This window comes from Moritella marina ATCC 15381, assembly GCF_008931805.1.
Lineage (GTDB): Bacteria > Pseudomonadota > Gammaproteobacteria > Enterobacterales > Moritellaceae > Moritella > Moritella marina.
Map to the genome: position 1 here is coordinate 2,867,582 of NZ_CP044399.1, position 19,383 is coordinate 2,886,964.

At 39.5% G+C, this 19,383-nt stretch carries 20 protein-coding genes; 12 read left to right on the forward strand and 8 right to left on the reverse strand.

The genetic code is table 11. The annotated features are described in order from the left end of the window. Window positions 1–57: 57 nt before the first annotated feature. Window positions 58–912 carry a crotonase/enoyl-CoA hydratase family protein gene (locus FR932_RS12775; RefSeq protein ID WP_019439491.1) on the reverse strand — a complete coding sequence of 285 codons (855 nt, stop codon included), beginning with the start codon at window positions 910–912 and terminating at the stop codon, window positions 58–60. A gap of 396 nt (window positions 913–1,308) precedes the next feature. Here FR932_RS12775 and FR932_RS12780 point away from each other — a divergent pair, with 396 nt between their 5' ends. Further along, entirely contained in the window at window positions 1,309–1,785 is a 477-nt protein-coding gene (locus FR932_RS12780) for an ATP synthase subunit I (RefSeq protein WP_019439492.1), read from the forward strand. 40 nt (window positions 1,786–1,825) lie between these two features. Here FR932_RS12780 and FR932_RS12785 read toward each other — a convergent pair whose 3' ends face one another. Together FR932_RS12785 and FR932_RS12790 are read right to left on the reverse strand one after the other, a co-directional pair. Further along, on the reverse strand, window positions 1,826–2,485 hold the full coding sequence (locus FR932_RS12785) for a DUF2913 family protein (protein ID WP_019439493.1): 660 nt from the start codon (window positions 2,483–2,485) through the stop codon (window positions 1,826–1,828). 17 nt (window positions 2,486–2,502) lie between these two features. Further along, a complete protein-coding gene (locus FR932_RS12790) occupies window positions 2,503–2,745 on the reverse strand; it encodes a hypothetical protein (protein ID WP_019628822.1) in 243 nt (80 codons plus the stop codon). Window positions 2,746–2,936: 191 nt separating this feature from the next. Between FR932_RS12790 and FR932_RS12795 the strand changes: the two genes are divergently transcribed. The 5 genes from FR932_RS12795 to FR932_RS12815 all read left to right on the forward strand — a co-directional run bounded on the left by FR932_RS12795 (window position 2,937) and on the right by FR932_RS12815 (window position 6,886). Continuing rightward, window positions 2,937–3,380: a YHS domain-containing (seleno)protein gene (locus tag FR932_RS12795; protein ID WP_019439495.1), complete on the forward strand. Its 444-nt coding sequence runs from the start codon at window positions 2,937–2,939 to the stop codon at window positions 3,378–3,380. Window positions 3,381–3,444: 64 nt separating this feature from the next. After that, window positions 3,445–3,969 carry a hypothetical protein gene (locus tag FR932_RS12800; protein ID WP_019439496.1) on the forward strand — a complete coding sequence of 175 codons (525 nt, stop codon included), beginning with the start codon at window positions 3,445–3,447 and terminating at the stop codon, window positions 3,967–3,969. A gap of 4 nt (window positions 3,970–3,973) precedes the next feature. Next, entirely contained in the window at window positions 3,974–4,846 is an 873-nt protein-coding gene (locus FR932_RS12805) for a D-alanine--D-alanine ligase family protein (protein ID WP_019439497.1), read from the forward strand. After that, the gene (locus tag FR932_RS12810) at window positions 4,806–5,714 is read left to right on the forward strand and encodes a cyanophycin synthetase (protein ID WP_019439498.1); all 909 of its coding nucleotides are present in this window, start codon (window positions 4,806–4,808) and stop codon (window positions 5,712–5,714) included. Before FR932_RS12805 ends, FR932_RS12810 begins: the two co-directional genes overlap by 41 nt. Next, window positions 5,714–6,886, forward strand: a complete 1,173-nt coding sequence (locus FR932_RS12815) for a hypothetical protein (RefSeq protein ID WP_019439499.1) — start codon at window positions 5,714–5,716, stop codon at window positions 6,884–6,886. Before FR932_RS12810 ends, FR932_RS12815 begins: the two co-directional genes overlap by 1 nt. 86 nt (window positions 6,887–6,972) lie before the next feature. Here the strand turns inward: FR932_RS12815 and FR932_RS12820 are convergent, their stop codons facing one another. Further along, window positions 6,973–7,887: an NRDE family protein gene (locus FR932_RS12820; protein WP_019439500.1), complete on the reverse strand. Its 915-nt coding sequence runs from the start codon at window positions 7,885–7,887 to the stop codon at window positions 6,973–6,975. Next, on the reverse strand, window positions 7,875–8,423 hold the full coding sequence (locus FR932_RS12825; RefSeq protein ID WP_019439501.1) for a DinB family protein: 549 nt from the start codon (window positions 8,421–8,423) through the stop codon (window positions 7,875–7,877). The genes FR932_RS12820 and FR932_RS12825 overlap by 13 nt, the downstream gene beginning before the upstream one ends. 228 nt (window positions 8,424–8,651) lie before the next feature. Here FR932_RS12825 and FR932_RS12830 point away from each other — a divergent pair, with 228 nt between their 5' ends. The 3 genes from FR932_RS12830 (at window position 8,652) to FR932_RS12840 (ending at window position 11,961) form a co-directional block, all read left to right on the forward strand. After that, window positions 8,652–8,993 (forward strand): HopJ type III effector protein, encoded by a 342-nt coding sequence (locus FR932_RS12830; RefSeq protein ID WP_019439502.1) that lies wholly within the window; start codon window positions 8,652–8,654, stop codon window positions 8,991–8,993. A gap of 174 nt (window positions 8,994–9,167) precedes the next feature. Then, window positions 9,168–9,851 (forward strand): hypothetical protein, encoded by a 684-nt coding sequence (locus tag FR932_RS12835; protein ID WP_019439503.1) that lies wholly within the window; start codon window positions 9,168–9,170, stop codon window positions 9,849–9,851. Window positions 9,852–10,131: 280 nt separating this feature from the next. Next, entirely contained in the window at window positions 10,132–11,961 is a 1,830-nt protein-coding gene (locus FR932_RS12840) for a methyl-accepting chemotaxis protein (RefSeq protein ID WP_019439504.1), read from the forward strand. A 121-nt stretch (window positions 11,962–12,082) separates the two neighbouring features. Here the strand turns inward: FR932_RS12840 and FR932_RS12845 are convergent, their stop codons facing one another. Together FR932_RS12845 and FR932_RS12850 are read right to left on the reverse strand one after the other, a co-directional pair. Further along, window positions 12,083–12,622 carry an acyl-CoA thioesterase gene (locus FR932_RS12845; RefSeq protein WP_019439505.1) on the reverse strand — a complete coding sequence of 180 codons (540 nt, stop codon included), beginning with the start codon at window positions 12,620–12,622 and terminating at the stop codon, window positions 12,083–12,085. A gap of 155 nt (window positions 12,623–12,777) precedes the next feature. Continuing rightward, window positions 12,778–13,431: a LysE family translocator gene (locus FR932_RS12850; RefSeq protein WP_240532323.1), complete on the reverse strand. Its 654-nt coding sequence runs from the start codon at window positions 13,429–13,431 to the stop codon at window positions 12,778–12,780. Window positions 13,432–13,520: 89 nt separating this feature from the next. Here FR932_RS12850 and FR932_RS12855 point away from each other — a divergent pair, with 89 nt between their 5' ends. The 3 genes from FR932_RS12855 to FR932_RS12865 all read left to right on the forward strand — a co-directional run bounded on the left by FR932_RS12855 (window position 13,521) and on the right by FR932_RS12865 (window position 18,651). Beyond that, on the forward strand, window positions 13,521–14,507 hold the full coding sequence (locus FR932_RS12855; RefSeq protein ID WP_019439507.1) for a GlxA family transcriptional regulator: 987 nt from the start codon (window positions 13,521–13,523) through the stop codon (window positions 14,505–14,507). Window positions 14,508–14,819: 312 nt separating this feature from the next. Continuing rightward, window positions 14,820–16,934: an EAL domain-containing protein gene (locus FR932_RS12860; protein WP_019439508.1), complete on the forward strand. Its 2,115-nt coding sequence runs from the start codon at window positions 14,820–14,822 to the stop codon at window positions 16,932–16,934. 418 nt (window positions 16,935–17,352) lie between these two features. Beyond that, window positions 17,353–18,651 (forward strand): serine/threonine transporter, encoded by a 1,299-nt coding sequence (locus FR932_RS12865; RefSeq protein WP_019439509.1) that lies wholly within the window; start codon window positions 17,353–17,355, stop codon window positions 18,649–18,651. A 76-nt stretch (window positions 18,652–18,727) separates the two neighbouring features. On the opposite strand, the gene FR932_RS12870 is transcribed toward FR932_RS12865, so the two are convergent. Then, entirely contained in the window at window positions 18,728–19,330 is a 603-nt protein-coding gene (locus FR932_RS12870; protein ID WP_019439510.1) for a hypothetical protein, read from the reverse strand. Window positions 19,331–19,383 lie beyond the last annotated feature (53 nt).

The following is a 19,383-nucleotide window of genomic DNA, read 5'->3' on the forward strand; positions in this document are numbered from 1 at the left end:
AGTCCATAACGAAGACCTACACATGTTGCGAGCAGGTCTTCGAACAAGCAAGATGTGTTATTCCGCAAACAAGCCTGTCACTTTACGCAACGGATCTAACACGGGCGCTTTACGCTGACGTTGTGCTTGCATGATCTTCATTGTTTCTTCTAAACACAACATCCCAGACTGCCATGTGGCCATGTATTTCAAACTGTCATCAACACCATGGTCACGGCTATAATTAAGCATTTCTTTACTGCCCGTTACCGCCAATGGTGAATGAGCCGCTATTTGACTTGCGATCTGCAATACCCCATCCAACATCGCCTCTTGTGTTGCAAACACCTGATTAACCAGTCCAAATTTATCCGCTTCGGCAGCGCTAAAGTTACGCCCTGTGTATGCCAGTTCACGGACAATACCCTGTGGTAAAATACTCGGTAAGCGCTGTAATGTCCCCAGGTCGGCAGTGATACCTAACGCGACTTCTTTAATGGTAAAGAACGCATCTTTGGTGCAATAGCGCATGTCTGATGCCGCAACTAAATCTAACGCTCCACCAATACAGCCACCTTGAATTGCGGTTAGCACTGGTACACGTAACTGTTCAATATCGGTAAACACTTGCTGTAATTGCATGACAAAGCGGCGCATAGCCTCACTAACACGGGCTTTGTCTTTACCCATCGGAAACTTATCAGGGCTTTGGAATACTTCTAAATCCATCCCCGCGCAGAAATGTGGGCCTTGCGCTGAAATAACTAAAACACGTAAATCATCACTCATAGATAGTGCTGCGATCGCGGCTGGGAATTCACGCCAGAAGTCTAAGTTCATTGAATTCAATTTCTCGGGGCGGCTAAATTGTAAATGCGCGACGCTGTTCTCGACAGTTAATGTAAAAGTGTTATAGCTAGAGGCAATGTCCATGCTCATCAGTTCCTTGATAGTCGTGAGTTATTACCTTCATGCTAACAAAATGCACTCTTGCCAGCACTATCTTTACCGGACATATATTTATCCTAATAAGACAAGTTATGATTTATCTACAAACGACAGCGATACATAGTGCATGGACTTTTAGACCAGCAGTCCTTTTTACGCTACAGGCCTTGCTTACAACGGATTTAGCGTAACGAATACATGTTGTGTTGTATCAATGCATTAGTCTTTTTTTTCTGCTAAAACGAGAGGCATATAAATTGTTATGCTAGATATTTAAAATATTTACACTTCATCAGTAAATTTTCCCATGCATAACTAGCTAGAAAGCGGTAAAATACGAATCGTATAATTCATTTAATATCGTTGGAGGATCTGCTGTAAATGCCACATAATGCATATGAATTAGCCATCAGAGGTTATGCACTAAAGCTTATTTTAGGTCAGTTGTTGTTAGTCATATTTATAGTTTCAGCGACTTACCTTGGTACCGATCACAAATCTACCCGCTCTGCAGCGTTAGGTGGCATGATCTTCTTAGTACCACAGTATATTTTTACCCGATTATCATTTTTGTATACAGGGTCCGCCAATATCATGCGCGCCAATACGTTTATGATCCTCGGCCATGCGTGTAAATTTGCACTGATCTTTATTTTATTTAGTGTGATATTACCGTTACCTGAAATCCAACATTTCTATCTGTTTATTACTTTTGTGCTAGTGATGTTTTCACAAATATTTAGTTTGCTAAAGCCACTACCAGAACAATTTCCAGCTAGGTCGGTATTATCAGAGAAAGCGACTGTAAAAGAAGCCCCTGGAAGTGTGCGTATAGAAGTCGGAAAACAGCACGCTTAATACAGGGATAACCAATCTCATCCCTGTATTACAAGCTAAGTTAGTCTACTAGCGTCGGTAGAATAGCTAATTTTTTAGCATGGTTGAACGGACGTAAGATATAACGATTATGTCGTTTTACAATCGAACGGTTCGTTGAACCAAATACCAGATAACCGTGTGAATACATTTTATCAATAAATGCCTGGTCACCGTGACGAATAAACACTGAAAGAGGGCTCTCTAAAACACCATCGGTATCAGAGAACGCACGATCATAAACTTCAGCACAAATGACCAGTGAATTTTCACCGCTTGAGCTTAATTTAAATTTATCTGTCACCTTACTTTCAGTTTCAATCAACCAGCCTTCAGTATCTAGCTCAGTCAAAATATCTTCAAGAATAAACTGGGTTAAATTTTTATATTCCAATTCACAAATTTGTGTGTAAACACGTTCAATCTTCTCAAATCGTTGTTTAAAGTTCGCATTTTTCCCTAATGTGCGGCTTTCTTGCAACCAAATGTTTAAATCACCCGCTAAAATGATATCAAAGCGCTTCTCTTTAAGCGCTGTGATGATCCAATTACCCAGAAAATGGGTTTCTGAAACTGGATTTTGCAAGCTGCGTTTTTCAGCTTGTGCGTCAGATAACGCCGTTAAACCTTCTCTAACAAGGTTCAACATATTCACGTTATAAGCTTTTTCTTGATCAGACATGTTTGTTCCTCAGGAAATTAACCAGCAAATAATGCGCTTAGGGGCACATTATTGATACCTGCGTACGAAATATATGCACCAAAGATAATTGGTAGGATGACATATATAAGTGAATAGATGGTAAAACCAAATGGTCGGCCTAATGCTTTGATCATAAAATCTAAACGCGCTTTTTGATGTTTTGCTTTCGCGCGCGTTAATAAAATATAGCTACCATGACACAACATAAACAGACCTAAGGCCAATGTATAAAAATCCATAAAATTACCTTTGGTAAAAACGACAAACAATAAAAAATAAATGCTAACAGCGTTAAAATTATCACAATGCACTTTTTTGCTATTAAATTGTGATAACTTCGTGATAATTATAAATCTAATTGCAGCTATAGTATATACAACACCTAGTACATACCTTACTAGATCAACTTAACGCAGTAGGATAAATAAACATGAAATATATTATTAAATTGTTAGTTATCAGCAGCCTAATATTCTCGTTCAATAGTTTCGCGAAGGCGCCTATTTACACGGGTTATTTTAGCAGTGAAGCGGTAAGTGGTTACGACACTGTTGCTTATTTCACCCAATCGAAAGCAATTAAAGGGTCAAAAAAATTCAGTTATGAATACAGAGGGGAAGATTGGTACTTTAGTAATAGCCAACACCTTGCTTTATTCAAACAAGATCCAGAAAAATACGCCCCACAATACGGTGGTTACTGTGCTTTTGCTGTCGCTAAAAATGATACCGCATCGTCAGATCCAACACAGTGGACAATCGAAGATGGAAAACTTTACTTAAATTACAATGCCGATATAAAACAGCAGTGGTTAACTGACAAACAAAACTTTATCCAGAAAGCAGATCAAAACTGGCCACACGTATTAAAGTAAAGTGAATTAAACTGAGAAAGTCGTCATAGAGCGATCGAAAATCATCATTAAAAGGACATTTAATATGCTGACCAAAAAACGTATTTACACGATAGCAAGCTGGGTTATCGTCGCTTGGATTGCCAAAGTATTTTTATCTTCAATCCCATATAAATTTTCTGGTCACCCAGATACCATGCATATTTTTTCCACCATTGGCTCATGGATGGCAACAACGTTATCCGTTGATTTAGGTAATTTTTTTGCGCAATACGGTGCGATTGTGGTCGGCACTGCAGAATTAGCGACAAGCCTATTGTTACTGAGTCCTTTAGTGTTATTGCTAAAAGATAAAATGTCAGGTCAAAACAGTGCGCCTTTACGCGCAAAAATACACGTACTAGGTGGTTTAGCGTCATCTGGAATAATGGCAGGGGCAGTATTCTTCCATCTCTTTACCCCATTAGGTATTGAAGTGCTTCATGAAGGTAAGAGTGACGGTGGTTCATTATTTATGGCTGCGGTATCTATCCTTATTTTAGGCTTGGTATTATGTGTTATTAACTTAAAATTATGTGCTATTAACTTAAAACAGATAAAAGCAGAGTGATCCTATGCTTATACGCGGCTTATTAATATTACACTACATGGTATTTTGCTTACGATTTTTGACTATTCCGTGGCGCTATTTCCAGTTGAACGCACGTTATTTCAATCGTCAGAAAAAGATATTCTCCAAGCAAGATTTAGATGCAATAACGCCTGTAGAGTGGCGCTTAAAACAGTATATTGACAAGCCAGAAATTACGCCTAGCCACTATCCGGTATTTGCAAAGCCAGAGTGGGGGCAAAATTCAACAGGCGTCTGTTGTATTCACAACTACGCAGAACTTGAAGCATTAAGAGCAAGCTCGAGCTATCAAGTTCAGAGCTATTTAATTCAACAAGCAGCCATTGGTGCGATTGAGTTTGAAGTATTCGTTGTTAAGCACCCGATAAAAACGGGACAATTTGCAGTGATGTCGATAACGCAAGTCATTAACGCCAGCACCGATAAATTTCCAGTAAATGGTATTTATAATAACGATACGCGCTACCAAGATATTACCGAGCAGTTATCAACTGCTGAACAACAGCAGTTATGGCAAGAACTTAACCGCATGGGCGACTTCACAATAGCCCGATATAGCTTAAAAGCAGATTCACTCGGCGCACTATTACAACGACAATTTAAACTCGTCGAAGTTAATTTATATGTACCAATGCCCTTAAGTTTATTAAGTGATAATTTGACCCGTTTACAGAAATACCAGTTACTGTATAAAACCACGCATTCTCTTGCTCATTTAGCCCAACAGCTAAACAGCACCAAAGTAACGCAAGGTATATTTTTTAATAAGTTGATCGCCGCCAGACGGGGTCAAAATACAAGGATTTTGAATCAAGATGAAACTAATAAAACAACTCATTTACAAATGGATCAGTAACAAATTCATGGATGGCTGTAGTAACTATAACAGCCTCGAGGTCCGCCGCGGTTGCCGATCAAAAAAACAAGCGCGTGATAAGTTTGCAGCTGGTGATATTCCCCATGCACAAGGCACTATTTTCTTTAATCCGTTTACCGCGATAAAATTTGCTAAAGAACATGGTTTCCCATTGGTCATAAAGCCCAATGTAAGCGGTTTTTCCCGTGGTAGCCATTTCCCTATCCGTAACAATAAAGAGCTGTGGCGTGCCATATTCTTGGCTAAATTGTGGTGGCCAACAACGGTAGTAGAGCAATATTTGCAAGGTAAAAACTACCGTGTCGTTATCACCAAAGCTGGTGTTATTTCGGTATTACAGCGCTACCCTGCGTTTGTTAAAGGCGATGGCGTCAATACCATTAGTGCGTTAATCGAATCAGAAAATGCAACTCGTGAAAAAATGGGGTTGTACCCATGTAACAACCCGATATCTCAAGGTCAGCAAACGGTAAACTATCTTTCTAAACAAGGTTTAAGCTTATCTTCAGTGCCCGGAGACCAACAGCAAGTTGAATTGTTTTATCGCATTTCATTAGCACCCGGTGGCGTAGTTGAAACTATTCAACGTGATCTTATCCCTGCGTATAACCATAAATTGTTTGCTAAGGTATTGGATTTATTTGATGCTGAGATCTTAGGCATTGATGTGATTATGGAACAAGGTATTGAACATGATGCCCGTGAACAAAAACTTATTTTCCTTGAAGTAAATTCGCGCCCCTATCTAAAAATGCACAACTACCCACGCTATGGTGAAGCTGATGACCTTTCTGAACACTTAGGATTGATTAGCGTTGCGACGAATCAGCAAGCAGATATTTTCTAATGTCCACGATGTTTACGAAGTTAGCGCCTGCTAGCTACTTCACGCTATTCTCGGCCATTCACAGTTTTGTGATTGGCTTATTACCCTTCTACCTGCCCATCCTTATCTGGCAACAATACCAACACCTAGCGCCACTGACAGAGTTTATTGCCTGGACTGGTGCTGGGTTTGTCATAGCCCTATACGGTTGGCATCAATTATTCACTCGTGGTTACTGGCGCACCTTAGTCGTTTTGTCCTTCGTATTAGAAATCGGGCTAATCTATGTCGCGCTATTCCACGTAGCAAGTACTCACTTAATTATACTCGGTTTACTCAATGGGTTATTCAATTGCAGCTATTGGATGTTACAACGCATACTATTTAACAGTATCAGTGGCAGTGATAATACCGGGCGTTTGTTTGGTAATTTACAGCTTATTTTAGGCTTGAGTTTAAAACTGGGGATCTTGTTCGGCGGCTATTTTATGCAAAGCCAGCCTTGGGTTATTTTTGCCTTAAGCCTTATTGCGGGTATCGGATTTTGTATCATGACATTAAGCTCACTCACGACCCAGACTTTTGTGTATCAGCACAGTGACCACAGACAACCTAAAACAGCGATCAGCCTACGTGATAAGCTGGTCTTTCTCGTTGATGGACCATTTCTATACCTTGAAAGCTACCTATGGGTAGTGAGTATCTATCATCTAACAAACAGTGATACCAGCCAATTTAGTTTAACAGTGATCGCACTTTCGTTAGCTTTGGCCGTTATTTTTTACTTCATTAAGAATACGATAGACAAGCAGCCTCAATACCGCTTATATCAAGTCGCGACATTGCTTTATCTTGGAGGTTGGTTACTGCGTGGGTGGATATCTGCAGATTGGAGCGGGTTCGCGATTGGTTTAGGGTTATTGAGTATTGCCTTTGCTACCGCGCTGTTTCGTTTATACTTCAATAAACGTTTCTACGATAAAGCCAAACAGCAAGCGAACTACCATTATTTAGTCAGTAAGAGTCTGTATTCTCAATTAGGGATAGTACTATTTTTTACCGGGTTATCAGCCTTATCAAGCCTAATAACACTTAGCTTGAGTCAGATTTATTGGGCTGTTTTGCCCTTAATTGCTGTGTATGTGTTATACCAGCAAGTACATAAGCGTATCAATACCTCTATTCCCTTATAACATTCCGTATAAACAGCAAAGCCGTGGTCTCGCTTATCTATCTGCAGGAGCACGGCTTAACATCACTGACATGCCCACAATCAGGTTTAAACCACTTCGACATACGTTTCTCGTTGCGGGTATAACGCATAAGACTGATGTTGCTTTGATGAACAAGGACAGCCACAGACGTAATTCATTTTCAGTTGCTTACGGGTAGCAATTAGATGGGTGAAACTCACTGTGTGTGCATCATCACGATGCATACAAACAGATAAATAAGACGGGGTTGGCTCATGGCTAGCATGGAAACGCGTCAAGGCTAAGCTGTTTTTATCATCGAGACAGCGTTGATTCGTTAATTCTATAATGTTCTCTTCGACACGATCAACCTTGCCATCACTCTTAGTATGGCGATGACTGTCGGTATTGTTGTCGGTATTATTCTGGGAATCATTCTCGATATCGAGATCATCGTTACAGCCCTCACCCGAAAATAAAACTTGATGCTGTAATAATATAGAGTTGTGATGATCTTCTCGGTAATTAGTCACTTCAGCTAACGCAACAGATGACGACACCATTGGCGATACGGCGGTCACAGAGCTCAGTTCGCAACCATCCCAACGTACAGCGTACACATCGCCTGTTTTTGCCGTGAGATGGCTTGGGAATACTAATAATGTAAAGGCGGCATAGCGTTGCAACGGTAGTTTATTTAATGCGCTACGGATTTTAGGCAGAGAGGTATTACTAACCAGCGATTTAACCAATAAACCACGGCTGATTAACTCTTTACCTGGTGGCTTTTGTTGATAATAATTCAGCAAACATATCGATAAACCCGCTTGGTTCATCGCGATCCAGCTGCCACCACCGACAGGGTCCACTGGCATTAAATATTTAACGCCTAGATCATTAAAATATTTCGGTGCGTGTGCAAGTGCACGTCCTTTCTGTTCATCTCGGTTAAAGAATACTTGATAGCCATCATTTGCCAACAACCAACTTACTGTGCACATGATGAATCATTCCTTAATGCCGTGAGTGTCGCGGGGGCAATGCCCATATTTTTCGGGGTACCAAAATCACATAACTTAGCCGAAATATCCATTAATGCGTAATGATGGATCGCATGCGTACTAACAAAAATAAGCTCACGGATTAATGACGTTTCGACTTGTGCCACCGCTGTATTAATAACGGATACTTCGGTCGACATCATAAATTTATCATCCATCATATCCGGCTGTAATGTTAATAACCATGCTCTAACCTGGGTTAATTCCACCAAACCGGTTAAGCGACAAGATTCAACCAATGCACCTCGGCGTCGCACATCGTAATCAATAACCCTAATAGCCGCACTTTCTTGTAACGCATAATACAAATCGAGAATATGGCGTAGATGTTCCCCAATACAACTATTCATATGAGGCTTAGCACGCATGCAATACTGCTCATTTGTCATCTCGCTCAGCAAAGCAATACCCTGTTCTAAGCCTTCGACATTACCTTTAATAACTGTTCTAAACTGCTTTACAGGATCTATTACCATAACGGCTCCTTTGGTTACTGCTTATTTTAAGTAAAGCATACACCAAATACTCGGTTCGATTTATCACAAAATAATCACAAATTGGGTAAGAATATATACGATATCATCGTAATTATATTGTATAAATAGCCCAACATTAAAACTAATTGGTAAATTATTACTCATTTAACTAACATTTATGATAAATTAAGAGAAGATAGCAAATACTTTAAATTGATGGGACACTCCATGTTAAATGATTTTTTAAATAAATTAGCAGCACAGCCTACTACAACTCAGTTCGAAGATGTCATCGCTGTTATTGATGCAAGCTATGATTTCACTCCCACTAAATTTTATAATGGCTACCTAGTTAACGAAGCAACTGAAAATACAGGTTCGTGCAAATTGTTTGCGTTAGGCCGTTTAAATAAATTTACTAAGCAACAAATGCTAGAATGTTTCGGTACTTATTACCGTGACGATGTATTAAATAATCCAGACGGCGATGACCACGCTAACATCCGCTACTTCATGCGTACAGGCTGGTCAGGTATTCAATTTGAAACGCTGCCACTAAAATTAAAATAATGTTAACGCATTAACTTAATTTGGAAGCAGAGGAAACCATACTTTTCTCTGCTTATATTGCTTAACGATAACCACACGCTTTTAATCTATCCACCTAACCGTATTTAACCCGTTATACTTATAGCAACTGCGTTATTCCTCCCAGCTTTAGCCAATAGCTAACAAGGAGTTGATATGTATATTCATTTGAATGGTTTTAACTTTGAATTTTCAAAGCAAGTGATCGCCTCTTTTATCGACAGTGATGAATATCAACAACAATCATCTGACATCGCAGGTATTCACCTTACCGATACTTACCAGCAAATGCTACAGGCCGGTATCAGCAAAAACGAACTAATAAAAGCAATATTAAACTACCATATCAGTATTTTAAATGAAGATGGTGTTAGTCTTGAAACAATTAAAAAATCAAATTGTAGGGATAATAACGTCAGCTTTTTAGTTGATATTAAAAGTGACAGCGTTGCTCGATTTGTAAATAGTGATAATAAAAAAGAAAACAGCGTGTGCATTAACATACGTAATTTTGAGCATAAATTTACCCTTACTTATTGGCAATTAATTCAGCTCAAAGAATCTTACCGTGATAAAGAAACTGAACAACTGCTCATCCTATTTTTAGAAACCTTTAAAGCCATCATGGAAACTGATGATACGTCATCACAGCAATGTCATTATACAGTGCTAGTAACAACTGGGTTATTATTATTCGCAGAGCAACTTAATATTCTTGATGCCATCCAATTTCAAGAAATAGAGTTTGAGCTTAACGAAAATAGGCTGTTATTAAATTTACCTGCAGGTTTAGAAACCTGTTTATTTGAACTTGAATTTAATATTGAAACATCACGTTAAACAAGCGCGACACATGATGAACAAAACCACCTCACGATAGTTACCAACAAATAAGTAATAAATAACCGCTTTTATTTTAACGATCAATAAATACTGATAATAGTTTTATTTTGTGCAACTTTATTTCTCAAGCTAAGCATTTAATTTTAAAACTGTTTATAGATACAGAGTAAACATCGACTATTTTTCAACTAAATAACCTTAAAGATCTTAACGAAAGTGCCGACTATATAGACCTAGCCACTGGTTTGGCAATGTTCATTAGACAGGTAGAGTTAATATGAAAATTAGGGATAAATTATTAGGCCTTACTGGTATTTCAGTGAGTGCACTACTACTCGTAGTCGGTATGTCTTGGGTTGCTAATAACACTGTGATGGGAATTAATCACGCCGCTACCGATGTCAAAAAACTTGAAGTCACGTTATTAAATTTACGTCGTAACGAAAAAGATTTTTTACTACGACATGACACTAAATATTTAGACAAATTTAAAGATAATTACACGCTATTCCAACGCGAATTAAAGCAATTAGAGGATGAACTAGCGACGCTTAATATCCGTATTCCTAGCGTCGCGACATTAACGGTATCTATGCAAGACTATGACACTAGCATGATAGCTCTGGTGAATAATTATCAAACTCTCGGGCTAAGCGTCGAAGAGGGATTGCTAAAACGTCTTGAAAGCCGCTATGCGAGTTTGCTGCAAACAGCCGATCGTTACAATCGTAATCTTTTGATCACGACCGACCTTGCACAAACAGCAAAAATGTTCGCACTGCTTGGAAAGCCAGAGTACAACCTTGACTATCAGGCTAAGCTGGCACTTTACGATCAACAACTCGCTCTCGATTTTGGTGAGCGTTATACCGAATTCCGTGACACCATGGATGAAATTATTAGCCAATACAATATTATTGGTAATACCCATACCGAAGGGTTACGTGGTGATATGCGCGGAAATTCTCATCAAGTCGAAAAAGTATTTAAGACTGTTAGCGCACAACTTGATGATGAAATTGCAGGGCAACAACAACGAACCATGAACCTGATTATCGTGGCCGTATTAATTGTTATCGCGGTCTTATTAACACTTTCTTGGTTAATCAGCAGTTCAATCCAACGTCGCATGCAAGCGCTTAGCGAGTTAATGGCAACCATCGCACAGAGCCATGATTTAACCGCCGTTGCAGATGAAAAAGGTAACGATGAACTATCGCATATGGCAGGTAACTTTAATTACCTATTGACCCACCTGCGTGAGCTTGTCAGTAATGTACAGTCTGCTGTCTATGAGCTTGGCTCAGCCTCGACTGAATTACAAAGTCGTAGTGTTGATTCAGAAACAGCGGTGAGTCGTCAACAAGCTGAAACTGACGCAGTGGCAACAGCGATCACTGAAATGGGTTCAACGATCCGCGAAATTGCTAACAATACTGAAAGCGCGGCAAGTAATGCCGACAATAGTCATAATGGTGCTATGGAAGGTTTATCAGAAGTCAGCGCGACGAAAGATCGCATTCGCACCTTATCCGATGACTTATCTAAAACGAGTGATGAAATCTCCAACCTATCGACGCTATCAGATAATATTGGCTCAGTGCTTGATGTTATCCGCTCAATCGCAGAGCAAACGAACCTGCTTGCACTTAACGCGGCGATTGAAGCAGCAAGAGCTGGAGAACAAGGTCGTGGGTTTGCTGTTGTGGCAGATGAAGTTCGATCTCTTGCCTTAAGAACGCGTCAATCAACAGAAGAAATCACCAGTATCATTGCCACGTTACAAGATCAAACAGGCCAAGTTGTGATGCACATAACCCGCTGCCACGAACAGGGCGAATTAAGTGTTCAGCAAGCAGATAGTGCGGAGTCAAAAATAGGCCAAATTATGACAGACATGCAACTCATCATGGATACCAGTACCCAGATCGCGACTGCAGTCGAACAGCAAACCGTGGTCTCGGATGAAATTGGCCGTAACGTTACTTCAATTCGTGATATCACCAGCCAAAATTCACAAATCACTCATGAGAACGCACAAGCAGCCAGTTCTGTTGCAGTCCAAGCTAAGAACCTAGATCAAGCTATCGCCCAATATACCGTGTGATGATATGACTTAGCGACTCGCTTAATGCCAACGATGAGCATAACTCAGTAGTAGAAATAAAAAGACCTAAGTCATCGCTTCGGTCTTTTTCCATGAACCCTATAACATCATAAAATGTAGATTAACTATTATCTTTTATCGCCTGTTGCATCGCTAGCCATTTTTCAACCACAGGGTGCAGGGTTTTATCATCGCTACTATCAATAACAGCACCATTCAGTTCAGAGTCTGCGGTTAATAATGATAGAGGCGTTATCGCCTTGCCTGATTTCAAATTAATCTCTTTGACCAAACCAATCGCCACCAATTTCTTACCACAAAAGAATTGGTGTTGATAATAGAAGTATTTTTCATCCCAGCTCAAAATTTCGGTCGTCATGGTAAACGCTTGAAACGGGCGAATAGGCTTTAAATAAATAAAGTCTTGTGCAGCAATCATGCGCAAGCTATAGCGGCCTGACAGGGCTAATCGAGAGCCGTGCCAGATACCAAAGCGCCCTAATTCCATAAAACTGAATACCCGGTAATTCGGTAAGTGATCACGCCAACCAAGGTCGTGTAACCACACTCGAAACCGATCACTGCGTTTATCAACCAGTGCCACCGCATCCTGCTTACGGGCACTAAAGATAATGATGAGCATTCTAAAAAACAAATTCATGTTAATCCCTTACATAAAATAAATAGAGCTAACATACTGACTTTAAATTATAAAATGTAAAGACGATTTCTTTCATGTAAATAAATATATAAATAATTCATATAAATACAAAACAATCTAGCTGTTAAACAGTATAAATATGCTATTTGTTCTAGCTAGGCTAAAGTCATCGAAACACCAAGCACAATAAACAGCACACCGCAGCACTGATTAAAGCCCTGCCCGCTTTGCATTAATTTAGGGCGAATACTATGTGCAACACAAGCAATGCCATATTCTGCTAAAAACTCGACACAAACAAAGGTGACTGCAATAACCACAAACTGCGGCAACAAGGCTACTGTTGGATTGATGAACTGGGCTAAAAATGCAGTGAAAAACAGCAATACTTTAGGGTTTGATAGCGCGGCAAAAAAACCTTGGCGAAACAACGCCACAGGGCTATATGTTTGATTCTCAGCAAACTCCGTCAATTCTAGCGCGGGAGCAGACCATAACTTAACCCCGAGCCAGACGAGATACGCCGCACCAACCCACTGCAATGCCGTCATGGCTTCTGGTTGTGCCTGTAATATCGCGCCTAAACCAAACATAGCAATGGCAATCAAGATCAAAAAACCCAATACCCCACCACATATAGTAAACAATGTCCGTCGATGTCCGTAGCGCGCACCATGACTTAATGCCAGCAATGAATTAGGACCAGGGACAACCGCTAACCCCATTGCTGCAACTAAAAATACTAACCAAAGATTAAACGCCATCATCATATCCACATAAATAAAAGTACAACGAGTATAAAACCTCACACAAGAAAACCCAGGTATAATATGGACGTTTAATGGTATTATATAGACAAGCGTAAGTCGTACGCTTGCATCATCAATGGACACCAGTTATGAACTTAGCAGACGTGCGTTTTCTACTTCTTCCCTTACCTGAATTTAATATGCTACCGTTTGGTGGATTCTTAGATAAGCTGCGATTTTCTGCTGATGATGCAGATCATAGCCAGCAACGGCATTGCTCATGGCAAGTTGTCGGTTTAGATTATGGTCATGTTGTATCAAGTAGTGGCATACCTATCGAGATACCTGCAACGCCTACAGATATAAACGTGTGTCAGTATGATTACTTAGTTATTTTTGGCTCCCGCAGTGCACGTAAAGCCCAACTGCTGGCCCAAGATTACGGACCATTTTTAAAACAAGCGGCCGCGCAGGGTATTACTTTAATTAGTATTGATAATGCGTGTTTTACGTTAGCAGAATTAGGTCTTTTAAATGACCATAAAATCACCGTCCACTGGCGGCATATCAATGAATTCAGTCATGCATATCCTCGCTTAGCGATCGCAAATGAACAATTGTATAACATTGATAATAAACGTATTAGTTGTTCAGGCGGCAGTGCTGCCATTGATTTAGCCGTAGCCATACTCAGCCGCCACCTTGGACAAACGTGGGCAATTAAAGGGCTAGCAGATATGCTCATTGATGAAAGCCGCAGCCAACTACATCAGCTAAAATCACGACAGCAAACACAGCATCACGACCGTCACTTAGGACGAACGATTGCGTTGATGCAAGAATTGATGGCCAGCAACACATCCATAGAAAAATTAGCCGCTATTACAGGTTTAAGCCGTCGGCAATTAGACCGGCATTTTAAGGTTTATTTTAAGCTTTCAGCTCATCAATACTGGAGCGAAATGCGCTTGCAGCATGTGCATTGGCGATTAGTCAATTCAGACCACAGCTTAGACAGCCTCGCAGATGAAGTTGGTTTCCAAGATAGCAGCTATTTGTGCAAAGTTTTTCGCAAACGTTTTAATGTTTCACCAGGGCAACTACGTAATCAAAATCAAAGGCCAAACGCAAATTAATCTAATGCTTAATTAGTCAGCTACTAATGATACGAAAAGAACACAGAGTGAGATCCTTCATATTTATACATAAAGAGATAGAGCAAATCAGTCTGATATATTGCAATCACCATGCAAAAAAGGCATATTAAAAAGATCAAAATCCATAATAGTCCACTAAGAATGCAGCTCTTTGAATTAAATAAACGCCTTTATATTACGCTCTCTCTTTATATTTTTTCTGTTAGCGTCTTAACCATATATAGCTATTTCCAAATTCAGCATTTAAACGAAGTGAGGCCCTTCCTCACTCTGCTTGCATTGACTATTTCTGTGTTTTTATTTCAAACAATAAACTATCGTCAACAAGTAAAAAAATTACGCGACACTGTTACACAGCGAAACAATGAGCTAATCCAAAGTGAAGCAAAGCTAAATTCAATTTTCGAACACTCCCCCGTTGGTATAGTTCATTACAATAAACAAGGGGTATTACTCAGGACCAACCGACATTTTGAAGCGATTATTGGCGCCAATAAAGACGGTTTGATCGGGTTTGATATGTTAAACAAAATCCAAAATAAAGCCCTTTCCAAAGCAATTAAATCATCACTCAAAGGACAGATAAGTACCTTTAAAGGCGAGTATGTTTCAGTTTCACACCGAAAAGAAACATACTTAAATGTCGACTTAGTCCCGATCTATTCTAGTGCCGGTGAAATCGACGGTGGGGTTGGAGTTTGTGACGATATCACCATACAACAACAAAATACCTCTAATTTACAAAAACTATCACGCGTCGTCGAGTGCAGTTTAGACGCAATCATGATTACAAATACGAATGGTATTATTGAATACGTTAACCCTCGATTTACCCAAATGACCGGTTACTCCTCTGTCGAAGCCATTGGTAATAAAGCCAACTTTTTCCGTTCAAAAACAACCCAAAATGCCACTTACAACAAACTATGGGGCAATATTTCACAAGGTGAAGAGTGGACAGGTGAAGTACAAAACAAACGTAAGAATGGTCAATTATATTGGGCTAAAGTAACCATCATCCCGATGACAAATTCAAGTGGTAAAATCACTCACTTTATCGGTATTCAAGTCGATATTACCGAATCGAGAGTGATATCAAAGCAAATAGCCTATCAAGCAAAACACGATATGTTAACTGGTTTAATAAATCGTTACGAGTTTGAACACCAACTCACTGATGCTGTCTGTAGCGCTCAAGGTAGTCGACTTACTCACGTATTATGTTTCTTAGATTTAGACCAATTCAAAATTATTAATGATACTTGTGGTCACGCTGCAGGCGATGAGTTATTGCGCCAAATTGCAGGGTTAATCGGTGATAATCTGCAAGCCAACGATACACTTGCAAGGCTAGGTGGTGACGAATTTGCAATATTAATACGTAACAGTAAGCTTGCAGACGCGGTTATTATTGCTAACGAAATATTAGCAAAAGTAAAAAAATTCCAATTCATCTGGAAGAAAAGTTGTTTTAGTGTCGGTGTCAGTATTGGTGTTGCTGAAATAAGTAATACCTCAGGCAATACCAGTGAAGTCTTGATCCATGCAGATCTAGCCTGTTACGCCGCTAAAGATTTAGGCCGTAACAGGGTTCATACTTATCATGATAATGATGAATTATTAGCAACTCGAGATGGTGAATTTCGCTGGGTCAATGAAATCAAGGAAGCCTTAAGTGAAGATAGGTTTGAACTTTATGCTCAACCCATCGTTTCGCTCCAAGAGCCTGAGCATAAACCTGTGTTTGAAGTATTATTACGCATGTTAGATAAGCATGGCGAGCTTATCTCCCCAGGTGTATTTTTACCAATCGCAGAGCGCTATAATCTCTCTCAGCCTATCGACCGCTGGGTCATCGAGCGAACATTATTATGGATGCGAACACACTGCCAACAACTTGATATGTTTGACCACATCAGTATTAACTTATCAGGGGCCTCATTAGGCGATGAGGATCTACTGCAACATATTATGACGAATATAACTCAAGCGAATGTCCGTCCCCAACAGATCATGTTTGAAATAACCGAAACCGCCGCAATTAGTAACCTGGCTCATGCTACCGTCTTTATTAATACATTAAGTACGTTTGGCTGCCAATTTGCTTTAGATGATTTTGGCAGTGGCTTGTCTTCCTTTGCTTATCTCAAGAACCTGCCCGTCAATATCCTGAAAATTGATGGCATCTTTATTAAAGATATTTTAACCAACCCTATTGATGCTGCGATGGTAAAATCAATCAATGAGATTGGTCACTTAATGGAATTAAAAACCATTGCCGAATTCGTTGAAAACGACGCCATCAAACAAAAAATTGAAGCGATGGGAATCGATTTTGCACAAGGCTATGGCATAGGAAAACCACAACCAATAGATAACATGCTCAAACTAACCCACCAACCATAATTTTTAACCTTTAGTAATGATAAATAAAGTAATTTATTTATCATTACTCATAACCGCGATTAACCTAAACATTCCTCTGTTTTTATCTCAATAAACTCCTGTATCTGATCTTATTTAGCTGTATTTTGATTAATTCATCATCAACCTCCTCGTAAAAACAAGCTAATAACAGGTGCTAGATCACACTATTTAATGACTGTTTCAACAAGGGCTATTAGGCGCTCAAATTTATTTGACAGATTAAACTATATTTTATAAATTGCAGTCTGAAAGAAGATATATAGTACTAAATAGGTATCAAAATAGAAGTGCACATGACCAATTAAGCATGCGCATTTGTTCACTTTTATAGTGAAGCACGGATGAATTATGACTATAGCTCTTTGCAGGTTTATACCTCTTATAGGAGATATCCATAATGGATACGTTAACAGCAAATATTTCAACTACAAGCACAAATACAACGACAAAAAAAAGTTCGCCATGGACTAAAAGTGACATCGTTTGGGTACTCGGTTTATATGGTACAGCCGTGGGTGCTGGTACTTTATTCTTACCTATTACAGCCGGTGTCGGCGGCCTAATCCCATTATTAATCATGGCCGTATTAGCATTACCGATGACCTTCTTCGCTCATCGTGGCATGACACGGTTTGTGTTGTCAGGATCTAAGCCTGGCGCAGATATTACCGAAGTTGTTGAAGAACATTTTGGTGTGGGCATGGGTAAATTAATTACACTATTATATTTCTTTGCCATCTATCCAATTCTGCTTGTATATAGCGTTGCGCTAACCAACACAGTACAAGATTTCATGCTCAACCAACTCGATATTCAACCACCACCACGTGCACTTTTAGCGTTTGCATTGATTCTTGGTTTAATCGCTATTGTACGTTTAGGTGAGCAACTTATCATTAAAGCAATGAGCATTTTAGTGTTTCCATTCGTTGCTGTATTAATCATGTTAGCCTGCTACTTAATCCCTTACTGGAACGGCGCAATTTTCGAGCAAGTAATGCCCGCTGAAGGTGGTATGAGTTCAATCATGATGGCAGTTTGGTTAATATTACCCGTGATGGTGTTCTCGTTTAATCACTCACCGGTTATCTCTTCATTTGCAGTGGCTAAAAGAAATGAATACGGCGATGATGCCGAGAAGAAGTGTTCACGTATTTTATTATGCGCTCACGTCATGATGGTTGCTACGGTCATGTTTTTCGTCTTCAGCTGTGTATTAAGTTTATCACCAGCTAACCTTGCTGAAGCAAAAGAAATGAACGTATCTATTTTGACTTATTTAGCTAACCATTTCGATACACCCGTTATCGCTTATGCTGCACCCGTTGTTGCTATCATCGCAATCACAAAGTCATTCTTAGGGCATTACATCGGGGCAAGTGAAGGTCTTAACGGATTAGTTGTAAAAGCAGCGCGTAGTAAAGGTAAAGAAGTCAGCAAGAAAGCGTTAAACAGTTTCACTACGATATTCATGCTGGTAACGGCGTGGGCTGTAGCAACAATTAACCCTAACATCTTACATATGATTGAAAGCTTAGGTGGACCAATCATTGCGCTACTATTATTCATTATGCCGATGTATGCAATTCATAAAGTACCTGCGATGCGCAAATACTCTGGCGCACTCAGTAATGTATTTATTACACTTGTTGGCATTATTTCAATCACTGCTATTTTTTACTCTCTGGTACAATAACACCAAACCGAGTTTCCAGCAGATACAAAAAAGACGAGCGTAACCTCGTCTTTTTTATCATTATATATCGCGAGTCTTATTCAAAATAAAGACTGAATGACAAGCCGATATTATCCCAGCTAATTACTTCATCTTGCTCTTTAATCCACACGTAAGATAAACCCAACGCCATAGATTGATCGATAAAATATTTACCGCCAAAGGTAAAGGACGTTGAATCAAGATAATCATAAGTATATTTACTATTACTAAAACCATGATTTACATTAAAATCAGCTTCAAAATCAGGGCTAGAAGACAACTTAATACCAGCAATAATGCTCGGGTAAAAATTAGCTTCGTCTTCACGTCTAACACCATTCTCCCAAGAGCTTATCGAGCTCTGCGCTAGGTTCGCCCCCGCATAAAACTCAGTCATGTGACCAATATTAGTCGATGTCATTAATCCAGCACCTATAATTTTAGCTTTCGCTTTAACGTCTGAACCTAAGGCTATGTCATCAGTATGGTGGTAAAAGCCGGTAATATAAAAATCTTCAGTGATAGCACGTTCAACATTTAGCGCCCAATGTTCAGCGCGATAACTTAGCTGCGCATTATTATGTCCAAAAGGTTCTGCCATTAATGTTGGCGCAACAATAAGTAACGGTATGCTTGCAAGCGTTGAAACCTTAAACATGTGTATTCTTTCCTATAACGAATTAAATATTAAATAGTGGCTAAAAGTATATC

What these genes read in the sequence shown, in the direction of transcription:
- FR932_RS12775 (WP_019439491.1), bottom strand. Translation starts at nt 912, where the DNA reads ATGGACATTGCCTCTAGCTATAACACTTTTACATTAACTGTCGAGAAC.
- FR932_RS12780 (WP_019439492.1), top strand. Translation starts at nt 1,309, where the DNA reads ATGCCACATAATGCATATGAATTAGCCATCAGAGGTTATGCACTAAAG.
- FR932_RS12785 (WP_019439493.1), bottom strand. Translation starts at nt 2,485, where the DNA reads ATGTCTGATCAAGAAAAAGCTTATAACGTGAATATGTTGAACCTTGTT.
- FR932_RS12790 (WP_019628822.1), bottom strand. Translation starts at nt 2,745, where the DNA reads ATGGATTTTTATACATTGGCCTTAGGTCTGTTTATGTTGTGTCATGGT.
- FR932_RS12795 (WP_019439495.1), top strand. Translation starts at nt 2,937, where the DNA reads ATGAAATATATTATTAAATTGTTAGTTATCAGCAGCCTAATATTCTCG.
- FR932_RS12800 (WP_019439496.1), top strand. Translation starts at nt 3,445, where the DNA reads ATGCTGACCAAAAAACGTATTTACACGATAGCAAGCTGGGTTATCGTC.
- FR932_RS12805 (WP_019439497.1), top strand. Translation starts at nt 3,974, where the DNA reads ATGCTTATACGCGGCTTATTAATATTACACTACATGGTATTTTGCTTA.
- FR932_RS12810 (WP_019439498.1), top strand. Translation starts at nt 4,806, where the DNA reads ATGAAACTAATAAAACAACTCATTTACAAATGGATCAGTAACAAATTC.
- FR932_RS12815 (WP_019439499.1), top strand. Translation starts at nt 5,714, where the DNA reads ATGTCCACGATGTTTACGAAGTTAGCGCCTGCTAGCTACTTCACGCTA.
- FR932_RS12820 (WP_019439500.1), bottom strand. Translation starts at nt 7,887, where the DNA reads ATGTGCACAGTAAGTTGGTTGTTGGCAAATGATGGCTATCAAGTATTC.
- FR932_RS12825 (WP_019439501.1), bottom strand. Translation starts at nt 8,423, where the DNA reads ATGGTAATAGATCCTGTAAAGCAGTTTAGAACAGTTATTAAAGGTAAT.
- FR932_RS12830 (WP_019439502.1), top strand. Translation starts at nt 8,652, where the DNA reads ATGTTAAATGATTTTTTAAATAAATTAGCAGCACAGCCTACTACAACT.
- FR932_RS12835 (WP_019439503.1), top strand. Translation starts at nt 9,168, where the DNA reads ATGTATATTCATTTGAATGGTTTTAACTTTGAATTTTCAAAGCAAGTG.
- FR932_RS12840 (WP_019439504.1), top strand. Translation starts at nt 10,132, where the DNA reads ATGAAAATTAGGGATAAATTATTAGGCCTTACTGGTATTTCAGTGAGT.
- FR932_RS12845 (WP_019439505.1), bottom strand. Translation starts at nt 12,622, where the DNA reads ATGAATTTGTTTTTTAGAATGCTCATCATTATCTTTAGTGCCCGTAAG.
- FR932_RS12855 (WP_019439507.1), top strand. Translation starts at nt 13,521, where the DNA reads ATGAACTTAGCAGACGTGCGTTTTCTACTTCTTCCCTTACCTGAATTT.
- FR932_RS12865 (WP_019439509.1), top strand. Translation starts at nt 17,353, where the DNA reads ATGGATACGTTAACAGCAAATATTTCAACTACAAGCACAAATACAACG.
- FR932_RS12870 (WP_019439510.1), bottom strand. Translation starts at nt 19,330, where the DNA reads ATGTTTAAGGTTTCAACGCTTGCAAGCATACCGTTACTTATTGTTGCG.